Here is a 15,020-nt window from a genome sequence, read left to right as displayed (position 1 = left end):
CGGCGGCCGGGCCGCCGCGTACTGCCGTGCCCGCGCGGCCCGTTCGCGCGTCGGCGCGGGCATGCGGTCCGCAATACCCGGCTTAGGGATAGTCGCGATGTGGAATCGCGCCACCCCGGTACAATCGACCGAACAACAAGTCGAGGCAGCAACAGAACATGGAAGAGGACGACATCGTCGCCGGATGGGCCGAACGCGTCCGTGCGGCCAGCGCCGACGGCCGGCCGCTGCGGATTCGCGGCGGCGGCACCAAGGACTGGTACGGCCAGGCGCTCGAGGGCGAAATACTCGACACGCGCGCGTTTCAGGGCATCGTGTCGTACGACCCGGCCGAACTCGTCGTCACGGTCCGCGCGGGCACGCCGCTCGCGCAGCTGGAAACCGTCCTCGCCGAGTGCGGCCAGATGCTGCCGTTCGAGCCACCCCACTTCGGCCGCGCAGCCACCGTCGGCGGCTGCGTCGCGGCGGGCCTCGCGGGCCCGCGCCGTGCCACCTGCGGCGCGCCGCGCGATTTCGTGCTCGGCGTCACGCTGATGAACGGCCGCGGCGAAATGCTGCGCTTCGGCGGGCAGGTCGTGAAGAACGTCGCCGGCTACGACGTGTCGCGGCTGATGGCCGGCGCGCTCGGCACGCTCGGGCTGATGCTCGACCTGTCGATCAAGGTGCTGCCGATGCCGGTCGCCGAAGTCACGCTGAAGTTCGAGATGACCGCCACCGACGCGGTGCGCAAGCTCAACGAATGGGGTGGCCATCCGCTGCCCGTCAGCGCGAGCGCGTGGCGCAACGGCACGCTCGTGCTGCGCCTGTCGGGCGCCGAAGCGGCCGTGAAATCCGCGAAGACGCTGCTCGGCGGCGAAGTCGTCGACGCGGTCGAAGCCGAGCGCTTCTGGGCCGGCCTGCGCGAGCATACCGACCCGTTCTTCAACGGCATCCCGCCCGGTTATGCGCTGTGGCGCCTCGCGCTGCCGTCGATCACCGAACCGATGCACCTGCCGGGCACCCAGCTGATGGAATGGGGCGGCGCGCAGCGCTGGTGGATCACCGACGCCGATGCGCAGACCGTGCGCATGAGCGCGAAGCAGGCCGGCGGCCACGCGACGCTGTTCCGCGCGGGCGACGCCTACGACCGCAGCGCGGGCGTGTTCACGCCGCTTCCCGCCCCGATGATGAAAATCCACCGCGGGCTGAAGGCCGCGTTCGATCCCGCGCGCATCTTCAACCGCGGCCGGCTCTACCCCGATCTCTGAGAGCTCGATGCAAACGAACCTCGCCGATTTCATCCGCAACACGCCCGACGGCGACGAGGCCGAAGCGATCCTGCGCAAGTGCGTGCATTGCGGGTTCTGCACCGCGACCTGCCCGACCTATCAGCTGCTCGGCGACGAACTCGACGGCCCGCGCGGGCGCATCTACCTGATCAAGCAGCTGGTCGAAGGCGCGAACGTCACGCGCAGCACGCAGCAGCACCTGGACCGCTGCCTCACGTGCCGCAGCTGCGAGACGACCTGCCCGTCGGGCGTCCAGTACGGCCGGCTCGTCGAGATCGGCCGCAAGCATGTCGAGGCGCAAGTGCAGCGCCCCGTGCAGCAGCGTCTCGTGCGCCGCGTGCTCGCGAGCCTCGTGCCCAACGCCGCGCTGTTCTCGCCGATGATGCGGCTCGGCCAGCACGTGCGGCCGCTGCTGCCGAAGCGGCTGCGCGACAAGGTGCCGCCGCGCACGCGGCTGCTCGAATGGCCGCACCGCACGCATACGCGCAAGATGCTGATGCTCGGCGGCTGCGTGCAGCCGTCGATGCTGCCGAACATCAACATCGCGACCGCGCGCGTGCTCGATGCACTCGGCATCGAGACGGTCGTCGCGCCCGACGCGGGTTGCTGCGGCGCGATCCGCCTGCATCTGAACTATCACGACGAAGCGCTCGACGACGCGCGCCGCAACATCGACGCATGGTGGCCCCACGTCGAACAGGGCGCCGAGGCGATCGTGATGAACGCAACGGGCTGCGGCGCGACGGTGCTCGAATACGCGCACCTGCTGCGCGACGATCCGATCTACGCGGAGAAGGCACAGCGCATCGTCGCGCTGACGCGCGACATCTCCGACGTGCTGCTCGCGTTCGAGGCCGAGCTCGCGACACTCGCACGGCGCCGCGCGATCCATACCGTCGCGTACCACCCGCCGTGCACGCTGCAGCACGGCCAGCAGTCGCGCGGCAAGGTCGAGCGCCTGCTCGAAACGCTCGGCATCGACGTGCGGCTGCCGGCCGACAGCCATCTGTGCTGCGGCTCGGCCGGCACCTATTCGCTGACGCAGCCGTCGCTGTCGTACCGGTTGCGCAAGCAGAAGCTGCTGAAGCTGCAGGCGCTCGAACCGCAGATGATCGTCTCCGGCAACATCGGCTGCATCGCGCACCTGCAGAGCGGCACGCAGATTCCGGTCACCCACTGGATCCAGCTCGTCGAGCATTTGCTGTACGGCTAGGCCTCGCGCGCGGCGTCCGTATAATGGACGGATCGATGCGCCGCGTGCCGCGGCGCAGCTGCTTCATGCCCGCTTCCGTGCCTGTCTTCGTGCCCGTCATGTCCGATCTCGCCGCCCGTCTCGAATCCGTTCATCGCCGCATCACCGACGCCGCCCGCGCGGCCGGCCGCGATCCCGCCACGGTGTCGCTGCTCGCCGTCTCGAAGACGTTTCCCGCCGACGACGTGCGCGCCGCGCATGCGGCCGGGCAACGCGCATTCGGCGAAAACTACGTGCAGGAATCGATCGACAAGATCGACGCGCTCGCCGACTTGCGTGCGAACCTCGAATGGCATTTCATCGGGCCGCTGCAATCGAACAAGACGCGCCCGGTCGCCGAGCGCTTCGACTGGGTTCATTCGGTCGACCGGCTGAAGATCGCGCAGCGCCTGTCGGAACAACGCCCCGCGCACCTGCCGCCGCTCAACGTCTGCGTGCAGGTGAACATCAGCGGCGAGGCGTCGAAGAGCGGCGTCGCGCCCGCCGACGTGGCCGAGGTCGCGCGCGCGGTGGCCGCGCTGCCGTCGCTGCGGCTGCGCGGCCTGATGGCGATTCCCGAACCGGCCGGCGACACCGACGCGCAACGCGCGCCGCATCGCGCGCTGCGCGAGTTGTTCGACGCGTTGCGCGCCGACGGCCTGGCGCTCGACACGCTGTCGATGGGCATGTCCGCCGATCTCGACGCGGCCGTGCTCGAAGGCGCGACGATCGTGCGCGTCGGCACCGCGATCTTCGGTGCGCGCGATTACGCGCACTGAACGCCGCGCCCTTTCCGCCTTTCCGTTCACTCACTTGCTCAATCGGACATCATGAAAATCGCATTCATCGGCGGCGGCAACATGGCCGCGGCCCTGATCGGCGGCCTGATCAAGCGCGGCGTCGCCGCTGACGGCCTGTATGCCATCGACATCAACGAGGACGTCCGCGCGCGCGCCGCGCAGCAATTCGGCGTGCGCACCGGCGCGGCCGTCGACGCGACGCTCGCCGATTACGACGCGGTCGTGCTCGCGGTGAAACCGCAGGTGCTGAAGGACGTCGCGCAGGCGCTCGCGCCGCACCTGAAGTCGCAGCTCGTGATCAGCATCGCGGCCGGCATCCGCGGCACGGACCTCGCGCGCTGGCTCGGCGACTACGCGCGCGTCGTGCGCACGATGCCGAACACGCCCGCGCTCGTCGGCATGGGTGTGACGGGCCTCGCCGCGCTGCCGGGCGTCGACGCGGCGGGCCGCGAACTCGCATCGAACGTGCTCGGCGCGGTCGGCGAGATCGTGTGGTTCGACGACGAATCGCAGCTCGACGCCGTCACGGCCATTTCCGGCAGCGGCCCGGCGTACGTGTTCTATTTCATCGAAGCACTGCAGGAAGCCGCGCGCCGCCTCGGCATGAACGACGAACAGGGCCGCGCGCTCGCGGTCGCGACGTTCGCGGGCGCCGCGCAACTCGCCGCGCAATCGGGCGAGCCGGCGAGCGTGCTGCGCGAGCGCGTGACGTCGAAGGGCGGCACGACGGCCGCCGCGCTCGCATCGTTCGACGCGCAGGGCGTGAAGGAAGCGATCGTGCGCGGCGCACTCGCGGCCGAGGCACGCGCGAAGGAAATGGGCGACGAACTCGGCCGCGCGTAAGCACGCCCGCGGTGCCGGCTTCTCCGGCACCGGACGTAAAAAAAGCGGTCACCTGGCCGCTTTTTTCATTGGCACCGCGCGCCGGCGCGCGGCTCCGTTCAGTTGCCGGCCAGCAGGTAATGCGCGGCGATCCCGGCAAACAGCACGCCGCCGAGCCAGTTGTTGTGCCGGAACGCCGCGAAGCAAGGCATCCGCTCGCGACCCTTGATCAGCGTGTAGTGATACAGCGCGCAGCCGACCGCCGCTGCCCAGCCGGCCCAGTACGCCAGACCGAAGCCGAGCGTCACGCCGATCCACACGTAGATGCCGAGCGTCGCCGCGTAGCACGCCATCACGGCCGCGACGTCGAAGCGGCCGAACGTCAGCGCGGACGTGCGGATGCCGATCTTGATGTCGTCGTCGCGATCGACCATCGCGTATTCGGTGTCGTACGCGACCGACCAGAAAATGTTCGCGATCAGCATTACCCATGCGATCGCCGGCACCGTGTCCTGCACGGCCGCGAACGCCATCGGGATGCCGAAGCCGAATGCAATGCCGAGATACGCCTGCGGAATCGCGAAGAAGCGCTTCATGAACGGATACGAGCCCGCGACGAACAGCGCGACGACGGACAGCTCCTTCGTCAGCGTGTTGAGCGGCAGGATCAGCAGGAACGCGATGAACGACAGCCCGACCGCGATCGCGACGGCTTCCCATGCGCGGATCTTGCCCGACGTCAGCGGCCGGTCGGCCGTGCGCTTCACGTGGCGGTCGAAATCGCGGTCGGCGTAGTCGTTCATCGCGCAGCCGGCCGAACGCATCAGCAGCGTGCCGAGCGTGAAGATCACGAGCAGCGGCCAGCGCGGGTGGCCGTCCGACGCGATCCACAGCGCGTTGAGCGTCGGCCAGAGCAGCAGCAGGCTGCCGATCGGCTTGTCCATCCGGACGAGCCGCAGATACAGCGGAAAACGGGCAAGCATGGCGAAGCACCGGGAAGATAACCCCGGCATTTTAGAGCCGAGCGGCGCTTCGCGTCATGTCGGCGCGACCCGCGGCCGGCAGTTGCAGTACGCGGATGGACCGCCGTGGCCCGCCGCACGCGGCCGCGCCGCGATACGCATCAATCAAGGGGCAGATTCCACACCACCCGGATCGCGCCGTCCGCGCGCCCTGCCCGGCCGCGCCGCGCTTACGCGAGCAGCGACCGCAGCATCCACGCGGTTTTCTCATGCGTCTGCAGCCGCTGCGTCAGCAGGTCGGCGGTCGGCTCGTCGCTCGCCGCGTCGGCGATCGGGAAGATCGCGCGTGCGGTTCGCACGACTGCCTCGTGCCCTTCGACGAGCTGGCGGATCATGTCTTCCGCCGCCGGCACGCCGTTCGCTTCCGGCACCGACGACAGTTTCGCGAAATCGCCAAAGGTACCCGGCGCGACGACGCCGAGCGTGCGAATGCGTTCAGCGACCGAATCGACCGCGAGCCACAGTTCGTTGTACTGCGCCTCGAACATCAGGTGCAGCGTGTTGAACATCGGGCCCGTGACGTTCCAGTGGAAATTGTGGGTCTTCAGGTACAGCGTGAACGTATCGGCGAGCAGGCGCGACAGGCCGTCCGCGATTTTCCTGCGGTCCTTGTCGCTGATGCCGATGTTGATCTGCGTGGCGTGAGTCTTCCCGGCCATGTTACGGACTCCTTATTCAATGAACCAAGGCAATGAAAGCAAATCGGGCTACCTGCCTGTCGACACCGCACCACCCGCGCGCACGGCTCGCCACTGCAGCGTGGCGCGTGACGCGCCGCGCTCAGGCGGCCGCGATCGCGCGCAGCGCCTGCGACACCAGTTCGGCCGCACCGCCGATGACGATCGCGAATCCGGCTACGTATCGCGCGATCTCGGCCGGCGCCCGCATCTTCGGCGCCGCCAGTGCGGCGCGCATGTTCAACATCAATTGCGTCATGGTCGTCACTCCTTCAACAAAACTCAGGTTCCAGAAGAAACGGCCGGTCGTTCGACCGGCCGTTTCGCGTTGCTGCGTTGCTGCGTTACTTCACTACCGCATTACGTCGCGGCAAGGTTCATGCGAGATCGAAGCGGTCGAGGTTCATCACCTTGTTCCAGGCCGCGACGAAGTCGTGCGCGAACTTCTCCTTCGCATCCGCGCTGCCGTACACCTCGGCCAGCGCACGCAGTTGCGCATGCGAGCCGAAGATCAGGTCGACGCGCGTGCCGGTCCACTTGACCTTGCCCGTCGCGCGATCGTGCCCTTCGAACACGTCGTTCGCGGCCGATGCCGGCTTCCATTCCGTGCCCATGTCGAGCAGGTTCACGAAGAAGTCGTTCGTCAGCGCTTCGGGACGGTCGGTGAACACGCCGTGCTTCGCATCGCCGACGTTCGTGCCAAGCACGCGCAGGCCACCGACGAGCACCGTCATCTCCGGCGCGCTCAGCGTCAGCAGTTGCGCCTTGTCGACCAGCAGCGCCTCCGCCGGCGTCTTGTACGCATGCTTCAGGAAGTTGCGGAAGCCATCCGCCAGCGGTTCGAGCACGGCCATCGCTTCGATGTCGGTCTCTTCCTGCGTCGCATCCGCGCGGCCCGGTGCGAACGGCACCGTCACCGCAACGCCCGCGTTCTTCGCCGCCTGTTCGACACCGGCCGCACCGGCCAGCACGATCAGATCGGCGAGCGACACCTTCTTGCCGCCCGTCTGCGCGTCGTTGAACGCCTTCTGCACGCCTTCGAGCGTCGCGAGCACCTTCGCGAGCTGCGCCGGCTGGTTCACTTCCCAGTCCTTCTGCGGCGCGAGGCGAATCCGCGCGCCGTTCGCGCCGCCGCGCTTGTCCGAACCGCGGAACGTCGCAGCCGACGCCCACGCGGTCGACACGAGCTGCGACACCGACAGGCCCGATGCCAGCACCTTCGCCTTCAGCGCCGCGACGTCGGCGTCATCGATCAGCTTGTGGTCGACGGCCGGGATCGGGTCCTGCCACAGCAGATGCTCGGCCGGCACGTCCGGGCCGAGATAACGGGCACGCGGGCCCATGTCGCGGTGCGTGAGCTTGAACCAGGCGCGTGCGAACGCATCGGCGAACTCGGCCGGGTTCTCGTAGAAGCGGCGCGAGATCTTCTCGTAGGCCGGATCGAAACGCAGCGACAGGTCGGTCGTCAGCATCGTCGGGCGATGCTTCTTCGACGCGTCGAACGCATCCGGAATCACGTCGCCGGCATCCTTCGCGACCCATTGGTGCGCGCCGGCCGGGCTCTTCGTGAGCTCCCACTCATAGCTGAACAGGTGCTTGAGGAAGTCGTTGCTCCACTTCGTCGGCGTCGACGTCCACGTGACTTCGAGGCCGCTCGTGATCGCGTCCGCGCCCTTGCCGGTGCCGAACGTGCTCTTCCAGCCGAGACCTTGCTGCTCGAGGCCGGCGGCTTCCGGCTCGGCGCCGACGTTCGACGCCGGACCGGCGCCGTGCGTCTTGCCGAACGTGTGGCCACCCGCGATCAGCGCGACCGTTTCTTCGTCGTTCATCGCCATCCGCGCGAACGTCTCGCGAATGTCGTGCGCGGCGGCGACCGGGTCGGGGTTGCCGTCCGGGCCTTCCGGGTTCACGTAGATGAGGCCCATCTGCACGGCGGCGAGCGGGCTTTCGAGGTCGCGCTTGCCCGAGTAGCGGCTGTTCGGGCCGCCGCTCAGTTCCAGCCAGATCTTTTCCGAACCCCAGTAGACGTCGTCCGGTTCCCACGTATCGACGCGGCCGCCGGCGAAGCCGAAGGTCTTGAAGCCCATCGATTCGAGCGCGACGTTGCCGGTCAGGATCAGCAGGTCGGCCCACGAGATGTTGCGGCCGTACTTCTGCTTGATCGGCCACAGCAGCCGGCGCGCCTTGTCGAGGCTCACGTTGTCCGGCCAGCTGTTGAGCGGCGCGAAGCGCTGCTGCCCGCCGCCCGCGCCGCCGCGGCCGTCGGCCGTGCGGTACGTGCCGGCGCTATGCCATGCCATGCGGATGAACAGGCCGCCGTAGTGGCCGAAGTCGGCCGGCCACCAGTCCTGCGACGTCGTCATCAGCGCGTGCAGGTCCTTCTTCACCGCCGCGAGGTCCAGCGTCTTGAATGCCTCGGCGTAGTCGAAATCCTTGTCCATCGGATCGGACAGCGCCGAGTGCCGGTGCAGGATGTTCAGGTTCAGCTGATTCGGCCACCAGTCCTTGTTCGTCGCGCCAGCGCCGGTGGCGTGATTGAACGGGCACTTCGTTTCGTTCGACATGCGTTTTCTCCTTGGCTTGCTCGTATTTCCCCACCTGCGCGATCCGGCATCGTGCCGGAACCGGCGGGTGAAGCGTCATTGCGGGGGTAAGAAACGGAACGGGTTGATCCTCCTGCGTCCTACGGGATGTCGTGCGAGCGCTTCGATACGCGCGTGCCGCGAGCGGCGCGCTGCGGCAGGCGGTGGCCGGCGGGTGGCGTGCCGGCGACGCGTGCGGGTTTCCAGCTTTCTGACATGCGTTGCTCCCTCATGGCTTGACGGCGGGTGACTCGGGGGAACACAGGACCGGCGGGCGGCGGCACTCATCCACCATACGCGCGGTCCGCCAGGTACGCGAATGCGATCGGGCGCAGGCTCAGAATTGCGGCCCTGGCGCGATCTACGACATGTCCGCGCGGCGGGATGTTCCGCTGCGCGTGCCCCAGTATCGAACGCATCATGACATCCTCCTTTGACGCTTGCATTCAGCGTGCGGACCGGCTGCCGAACCGGCAAACGATCCATGTGAGAGATTCTATTAAATACTATTCAAACAAGATATTTGATTAATTTTATCTATTACTTAGATAAAATTAAACGGGGTCGTGAACCCCGTCTATCGGCCAGGGCCGTGGGTCGCGGCGACTCAGTTCATCGTCGCCGGCATGTCGAGCTTCGCGACGCCCGGCAGCACGCATGCGGCAATCGCGTCGCTGATCGCGTCGATCGCGGGCATCCGCGTGAAGCTCTTGCGCCACACGAGCACCACGCGGCGGTCCGGCACCGGTTCGTTGAACGGCACGTACGACAGCAGCTCCGCATCGGGGCCGTTCGCGCGCGGGCCGACCTCGGCGACCGACATCCGCGGCAGCACGGTGATGCCGACGCCGCTCGCGACCATGTGGCGGATCGTCTCGAGCGACGAGCCCTCGAAGGTCTTCTGGATGCCGTCGGCCGTCTGCGAGAAGCGCATCAGCTCCGGGCACACGCCGAGCACGTGATCGCGGAAGCAGTGGCCGTTGCCGAGCAGCAGCATGGTTTCCTGCTTCAGGTCCTCGGCGTCGATTTCCACCCGCTTCTCCCACGGATGGCCGGCCGGCAGCGCGACGACGAACGGTTCGTCGTACAGAGGCCGCACCATCAGGCCGGTTTCCGGGAACGGCAGCGCCATGATGGCCGCGTCGATCTCGCCCTGCTTCAGCAGTTCGAGCAGCTTCAGCGTGTAGTTCTCCTGCAGCATCAGCGGCATCTGCGGGACACGCTGGATCATCTGCTTGACGAGCGTCGGCAGCAGGTACGGCCCGATCGTGTAGATCACGCCTAGACGGAACGGACCGACCAGCGGGTCCTTGCCCTGCTTCGCGATCTCCTTGATCGCGAAGGTCTGCTCGAGCACGCGCTGCGCCTGCGTGACGATCTGGTCGCCGATCGGCGTCACGCTCACTTCGCTCGCGCCGCGCTCGAAAATCTGCACGTTGAGCTCGTCTTCGAGCTTCTTGATCGCCACCGACAGCGTCGGCTGGCTCACGAAGCATGCTTCGGCCGCGCGGCCGAAATGCCGCTCACGCGCAACCGCGACGATGTATTTCAATTCAGTCAGCGTCATTGTGGGTCAATCAGAGATATACAGGCGATAGGTTTAATTTATACACCCTCTGGCACCGGTTCGCCAAGTTTCTCTGCATCGCGATGCATCGATTGGCGCTTTCGGATCCGGCCCCAAGCCGGTGGATCAAGCCTTCAGGTACTGCTCGCGCGCGCCGAGCCAGCGCGCGAGATGCTGCGTGACGACCTCGGGGTAGCCGTCGATCAGCCGCGCCGCGGCCTCGCGGGCCGGGTCGATCAGCCAGCCGTCGGTCTCGAGGTTCGCGAAGCGCAGCATCGCCGCGCCCGACTGGCGCGCGCCGAGGAATTCGCCGGGGCCGCGGATTTCGAGGTCGCGCCGCGCGATCTCGAAGCCATCGGTCGTCTCGCGCATCGTCTTCAGCCGCTCGCGACCGGTGATCGACAACGGCCCGGTGTACAGCAGCACGCACACCGACGCCGCGGTGCCGCGCCCGACGCGGCCGCGCAGCTGGTGCAGCTGCGCGAGGCCGAAGCGTTCAGCATGCTCGATCACCATCAGCGACGCGTTCGGCACGTCGACGCCGACTTCGATCACGGTCGTCGCAACGAGCAACTGCACGTCGTTGCGCGTGAACGCCTCCATCACGGCCGCCTTGTCGGCCGGCGACAGCCGGCCATGCACGAGCCCGACCTTCAGCTCGGGGAGTGTGGCGGCCAGCGTCTCGTAGGTCTCGACGGCCGTCTGCAGCTGCAGCGTCTCGCTCTCCTCGATCAGCGGGCACACCCAGTACACCTGACGCCCGGTCAGCGCGGCCTCGCGCACGCGGGCGATCACCTCCTCGCGCCGCGCGTCGCCGACGAGGCGCGTCAGCACGGGCGTGCGGCCCGGCGGCAGTTCGTCGATGGTCGAGACCTCGAGATCCGCGTAGTACGTCATCGCGAGCGTGCGCGGAATCGGCGTGGCCGACATCATCAGCTGGTGCGGCTGGAAATCGCGCGCGCCGTTGGCCGCGTTCGCGGCCTTCGCGCGCAGCGCGAGACGCTGCTCGACGCCGAAGCGATGCTGCTCGTCGACGATCACGAGGCCGAGCCGCGCGAATTCGACCGTGTCCTGGATGATCGCGTGCGTGCCGATCACCAGCTGCGCGGTGCCGAGCGCGGCCGCCTCGATCGCCGCGCGCTTGTCCTTCGCCTTCAGGCTGCCCGCGAGCCACGCCACCGTGACGCCGAGCGGCTCGAGCCATGCGCGCAGCTTGCGCGCGTGCTGTTCCGCGAGGATTTCGGTGGGCGCCATCAGCGCGGCCTGGTAGCCGGCGTCGATCGCCTGCGTGGCGGCCAGCGCCGCGACGACCGTCTTGCCGCTGCCGACGTCGCCCTGCAGCAGCCGCTGCATCGGGTGCGCGAGCGTGAGGTCGTGCGCGATCTCGTCGACGACGCGCGACTGCGCGCCCGTCAGCGTGAATGGCAGCGCCGCGTAGAGCCGGGTCGTCAGCGCACCGGCATCGCTCGCGGTGCGGCGCGGCATCGCGGGCGCCGCGCGCGTGCGGCGCTCCTCGTGCGCGCGCTTGAGCGACAGCTGCTGCGCGAGCAGCTCCTCGAACTTGATGCGCGTCCACGCCGGATGCGAGCCGTCCATCAGCGCGGCTTCGTCGGAATCGACGCGCGGGTGATGCAGGATGCGCACGGCCTGCTCGAGCGACGGCACGCCGAGCGGCTTCAGGTACGCCCGATCGATCTCGGGCGGCAGCAGCTCGGGCAGCGGCGTGCGCTCGACCGCGTTTTCGATCGCCTTGCGCAGATAGGCCTGCGACACGCCGGCCGTGCTCGGATAGACGGGCGTGAGCACCTGCGGCAGCGGCGCATCCGCTTCGACGACGCGCACCGCCGGATGCACCATCTCCATCCCGAAGAAACCGCCGCGCACGTCGCCGCGCACGCGCAGCCGCTGGCCGACGGCCATCTGCTTGACCTGCGAGCCGTAGAAATTCAGGAAGCGCAGCACCAGGAGCTCGCCGTCGTCGTCCTGGATCTTCACGACGAGCTGGCGGCGCGGCCGGTACGCGACCTCGTTGTCGAACACGACGCCTTCGGTCTGCGCGATGCCGCCCGGCAGCAGCTCGCCGATCGGCGTGAGCGTGGTTTCGTCCTCATAACGCATCGGCAGATGCAGCACGAGATCGATCGAGCGCGTGAGGCCGAGCTTCGCGAGCTTGTCGACGGTCTTTACCGGTTTGTCGGCGGCCGCCTTCTTCTTGCGCTTCGCGCCGGCCGCACCGGCTTCGTCGCTCGCGGCGGCGCCGTCGGCATCGGGTGCGGCGGCGGCCGGCTGCGAGAGCCGCCCGTCGGCGCCGCGCTTCGGCCCGGCCCGGCGCGGCGCGGCGCGCTGCGGCTCGGCAGGCTCCTGCGCGCTTTGCGCGGGGAGCGCGGCATCGTCCGCGTCGAACGGATCGGCGGAATCGGCAACGGTGGCGGTGGAACGGCGTGGTGACACAGGCATCGGATCGTCTGGGTGCTTCGCAAGGCAAGTACAATAGCGGCTTTCACGTCGTCCGAACGAACGACGCCGGCCAGGCCGCGCATCCCGTCATCATAGCGGCTCGCGCGCCCCATTTACGCGTTTCCGCCCTGCCGGCAACGCTCGCCGGCCGTTTCGAACCAGCCCGCATGTTCACGCTTTCCGATTTCGATTTCAATCTGCCGCCCGAGCTGATTGCACAAACCGCGCTGCCCGATCGCACCGCGAGCCGCCTGCTCGAGGTCGACCGCACCGTCGAGCCCGCGCGCCTCGTCGACCGCAAATTCGCCGAGCTGCCGTCGTGCATCGCGCCCGGCGACCTGCTCGTCTTCAACGATACCAAGGTGCTGAAGGCGCGTTTCTTCGGCCAGAAGGCCAGCGGCGGCAAGATCGAGGTGCTGATCGAGCGCGTGACGGGCACCCACACGGCGCTCGCGCAGATCCGCGCGAGCAAGTCGCCGGGCGCCGGCACGACGCTGCGCCTCGCCGACGCGTTCGACGTGACGGTCGGCGAGCGCGTCGAGCCGTTCTTCACGCTGCACTTCCCCGAGCCGTGCCTCGTGCTGATCGAGCAGTTCGGCCGCCTGCCGCTGCCGCCGTATATCGAGCACGATCCCGACGCGACCGACGAGACGCGCTACCAGACCGTCTACGCGAGCAACCCGGGCGCGGTCGCCGCGCCGACGGCCGGGCTGCACTTCGACCAGCCGCTGCTCGACCAGCTCGACGCGATGGGCGTCGAGCGCGCGACGCTGACGCTGCACGTCGGCGCCGGCACGTTCCAGCCGGTGCGTGTCGACAACATCGCCGAGCACAAGATGCACAGCGAGTGGTACGACCTGCCGCAGTCGCTCGTCGACCGGATCGCCGCGACCCGCGCGCGCGGCGGCAACGTGATCGCGGTGGGCACGACGTCGATGCGCGCGCTCGAAGCCGCCGCGCGCACGGCCGACGAAGCGGGCCGCCCGCTCGCGGCGACGCAGGCCGAGACCGACATCTTCATCACGCCCGGCTATCGTTTCCGCGTGGTCGACCGGCTCGTCACGAATTTCCACCTGCCGAAGTCGACGCTGCTGATGCTGGTGTCCGCGTTCGCGGGCGTCGAGACGATCCGCGCCGCTTACCGGCACGCGATCGACCAGCGCTACCGCTTCTTCAGCTACGGCGACGCGATGCTGCTCACGCGGCGCGACACGCCGGAGGCGGCCGGCGTGCAAACCGGCGCATAAGCGCGACGCACCCTTTTCCCCGCCGCCGGCTTGCCGGCGGCGCTTCCAACATGCGCCGGACTGTTCTCCGGTGGCAAGGAGCATAAAGCGATGACCGAAGGTTCATCCCACGATACGCACGCCCCCGTGCAGGACCGCCCGGCAAACGGGCTCGAATTCGAACTGCTGACGACCGACGGCCACGCACGCCGCGGCCGCGTGAAGCTCAACCACGGCGTGGTCGAAACGCCGATCTTCATGCCGGTCGGCACGTACGGCACCGTGAAGGCGATCCAGCCGCGCGAGCTGCACGAGATCAAGGCCCAGATCATCCTCGGTAACACGTTCCACCTGTGGCTGCGCCCGGGCCTCGACACGATCGACGCGCACGGCGGCCTGCACGCGTTCATGGGCTGGAACAAGCCGATCCTGACCGATTCGGGCGGCTTCCAGGTGTTCTCGCTCGGCGACCTGCGCAAGATCACCGAGGACGGCGTCACGTTCGCGTCGCCGATCAACGGCGACAAGCTGTTCCTGTCGCCGGAAGTGTCGATGCAGATCCAGAAGGTGCTGAATTCCGACGTCGTGATGCAGTTCGACGAGTGCACGCCGTACGCAACCAACGGCGTGCCGACGACGCACAAGGAAGCGGCCGACTCGATGCGCATGTCGCTGCGCTGGGCGAAGCGTTCGCTCGACGAGTTCGACCGGCTCGGCAACCCGAACGCGCTGTTCGGGATCGTCCAGGGCGGGATGTTCGAGGACCTGCGCGACGAATCGCTCGCGGGCCTGTCGGAACTCGGCTTCCACGGCCTCGCGATCGGCGGGCTGTCGGTCGGCGAGCCGAAGGAAGACATGATGCGCGTGCTGCGGCACGTGGGCCCGAAGCTGCCGGCCAACAAGCCGCACTACCTGATGGGCGTCGGCACGCCGGAGGACCTGGTCGAGGGCGTCGCCAACGGCGTCGACATGTTCGACTGCGTGATGCCGACCCGCAACGCGCGCAACGGCTGGCTGTTCACACGCTTCGGCGACGTGAAGATCCGCAACGCGACGCACAAGAACTCGCTGAAGCCGCTCGACGCGAGCTGCACGTGCTACACGTGCCAGAACTTCTCGCGCGGCTACCTGCATCACCTGCACCGCGTCGGCGAAATCCTCGGCGCGCAGCTCAACACGATCCACAACCTGCACTACTACCTGCAGCTGATGAGCGAGATCCGCGACGCGATCGAAACCCATACGTTCGACGCGTTCCGCCAGCGCTTCGCGGAGGATCGCGCGAGAGGCGTCGACTGACGGGCCGGCGGGCCGCGCGGCGGCCCGTCACATAGGACGAGTACTAAATAACGCGTTCCAGTCGCCCGT

At 68.2% G+C, this 15,020-nt stretch carries 12 protein-coding genes; 6 read left to right on the top strand and 6 right to left on the bottom strand.

Going from position 1 to position 15,020, the window contains the following annotated elements; translation table 11 throughout:
• The first annotated feature begins 158 nt into the window (after positions 1-158).
• The 4 genes from glcE to proC all read left to right on the top strand — a co-directional run bounded on the left by glcE (position 159) and on the right by proC (position 4,142).
• Positions 159-1,247: a glycolate oxidase subunit GlcE gene (glcE, locus tag ACN22W_RS03630; RefSeq protein WP_048250813.1), complete on the top strand. Its 1,089-nt coding sequence runs from the start codon at positions 159-161 to the stop codon at positions 1,245-1,247.
• Positions 1,248-1,254: 7 nt separating this feature from the next.
• Positions 1,255-2,481, top strand: coding sequence for a glycolate oxidase subunit GlcF (glcF, locus tag ACN22W_RS03625; protein ID WP_129513756.1), 1,227 nt, complete (start codon positions 1,255-1,257; stop codon positions 2,479-2,481).
• Positions 2,482-2,579: 98 nt separating this feature from the next.
• Positions 2,580-3,278, top strand: coding sequence for a YggS family pyridoxal phosphate-dependent enzyme (locus ACN22W_RS03620; protein ID WP_419687365.1), 699 nt, complete (start codon positions 2,580-2,582; stop codon positions 3,276-3,278).
• A 51-nt stretch (positions 3,279-3,329) separates the two neighbouring features.
• Positions 3,330-4,142: a pyrroline-5-carboxylate reductase gene (gene proC / locus ACN22W_RS03615; RefSeq protein ID WP_419686266.1), complete on the top strand. Its 813-nt coding sequence runs from the start codon at positions 3,330-3,332 to the stop codon at positions 4,140-4,142.
• 98 nt (positions 4,143-4,240) lie between these two features.
• Here proC and ubiA read toward each other — a convergent pair whose 3' ends face one another.
• The 6 genes from ubiA to recG all read right to left on the bottom strand — a co-directional run bounded on the left by ubiA (position 4,241) and on the right by recG (position 12,426).
• On the bottom strand, positions 4,241-5,104 hold the full coding sequence (gene ubiA, locus ACN22W_RS03610; protein ID WP_343492961.1) for a 4-hydroxybenzoate octaprenyltransferase: 864 nt from the start codon (positions 5,102-5,104) through the stop codon (positions 4,241-4,243).
• Positions 5,105-5,313: 209 nt separating this feature from the next.
• Positions 5,314-5,802 (bottom strand): non-specific DNA-binding protein DpsA, encoded by a 489-nt coding sequence (dpsA, locus tag ACN22W_RS03605; protein ID WP_048250802.1) that lies wholly within the window; start codon positions 5,800-5,802, stop codon positions 5,314-5,316.
• A gap of 121 nt (positions 5,803-5,923) precedes the next feature.
• Complete coding sequence (locus ACN22W_RS03600) at positions 5,924-6,079, bottom strand: hypothetical protein (RefSeq protein WP_419686264.1); 156 nt, start codon at positions 6,077-6,079, stop codon at positions 5,924-5,926.
• A 118-nt stretch (positions 6,080-6,197) separates the two neighbouring features.
• On the bottom strand, positions 6,198-8,384 hold the full coding sequence (gene katG / locus ACN22W_RS03595; protein WP_419686262.1) for a catalase/peroxidase HPI: 2,187 nt from the start codon (positions 8,382-8,384) through the stop codon (positions 6,198-6,200).
• A 625-nt stretch (positions 8,385-9,009) separates the two neighbouring features.
• Positions 9,010-9,969 carry a hydrogen peroxide-inducible genes activator gene (locus ACN22W_RS03590; protein ID WP_048250800.1) on the bottom strand — a complete coding sequence of 320 codons (960 nt, stop codon included), beginning with the start codon at positions 9,967-9,969 and terminating at the stop codon, positions 9,010-9,012.
• Positions 9,970-10,095: 126 nt separating this feature from the next.
• The gene (gene recG / locus ACN22W_RS03585) at positions 10,096-12,426 is read right to left on the bottom strand and encodes an ATP-dependent DNA helicase RecG (RefSeq protein WP_419686260.1); all 2,331 of its coding nucleotides are present in this window, start codon (positions 12,424-12,426) and stop codon (positions 10,096-10,098) included.
• A gap of 167 nt (positions 12,427-12,593) precedes the next feature.
• Here recG and queA point away from each other — a divergent pair, with 167 nt between their 5' ends.
• Positions 12,594-13,673 (top strand): tRNA preQ1(34) S-adenosylmethionine ribosyltransferase-isomerase QueA, encoded by a 1,080-nt coding sequence (queA, locus tag ACN22W_RS03580; protein ID WP_419686259.1) that lies wholly within the window; start codon positions 12,594-12,596, stop codon positions 13,671-13,673.
• Between the two features lie 90 nt (positions 13,674-13,763).
• Complete coding sequence (tgt, locus tag ACN22W_RS03575; protein ID WP_129513749.1) at positions 13,764-14,951, top strand: tRNA guanosine(34) transglycosylase Tgt; 1,188 nt, start codon at positions 13,764-13,766, stop codon at positions 14,949-14,951.
• Positions 14,952-15,020: the final 69 nt, after the last annotated feature.

It is taken from the genome of Burkholderia theae (assembly GCF_048565265.1).
Lineage (GTDB): Bacteria > Pseudomonadota > Gammaproteobacteria > Burkholderiales > Burkholderiaceae > Burkholderia > Burkholderia theae.
Note: the sequence above shows the minus strand (reverse complement) of the source record. Positions and strands in the feature narration are given on the sequence as shown.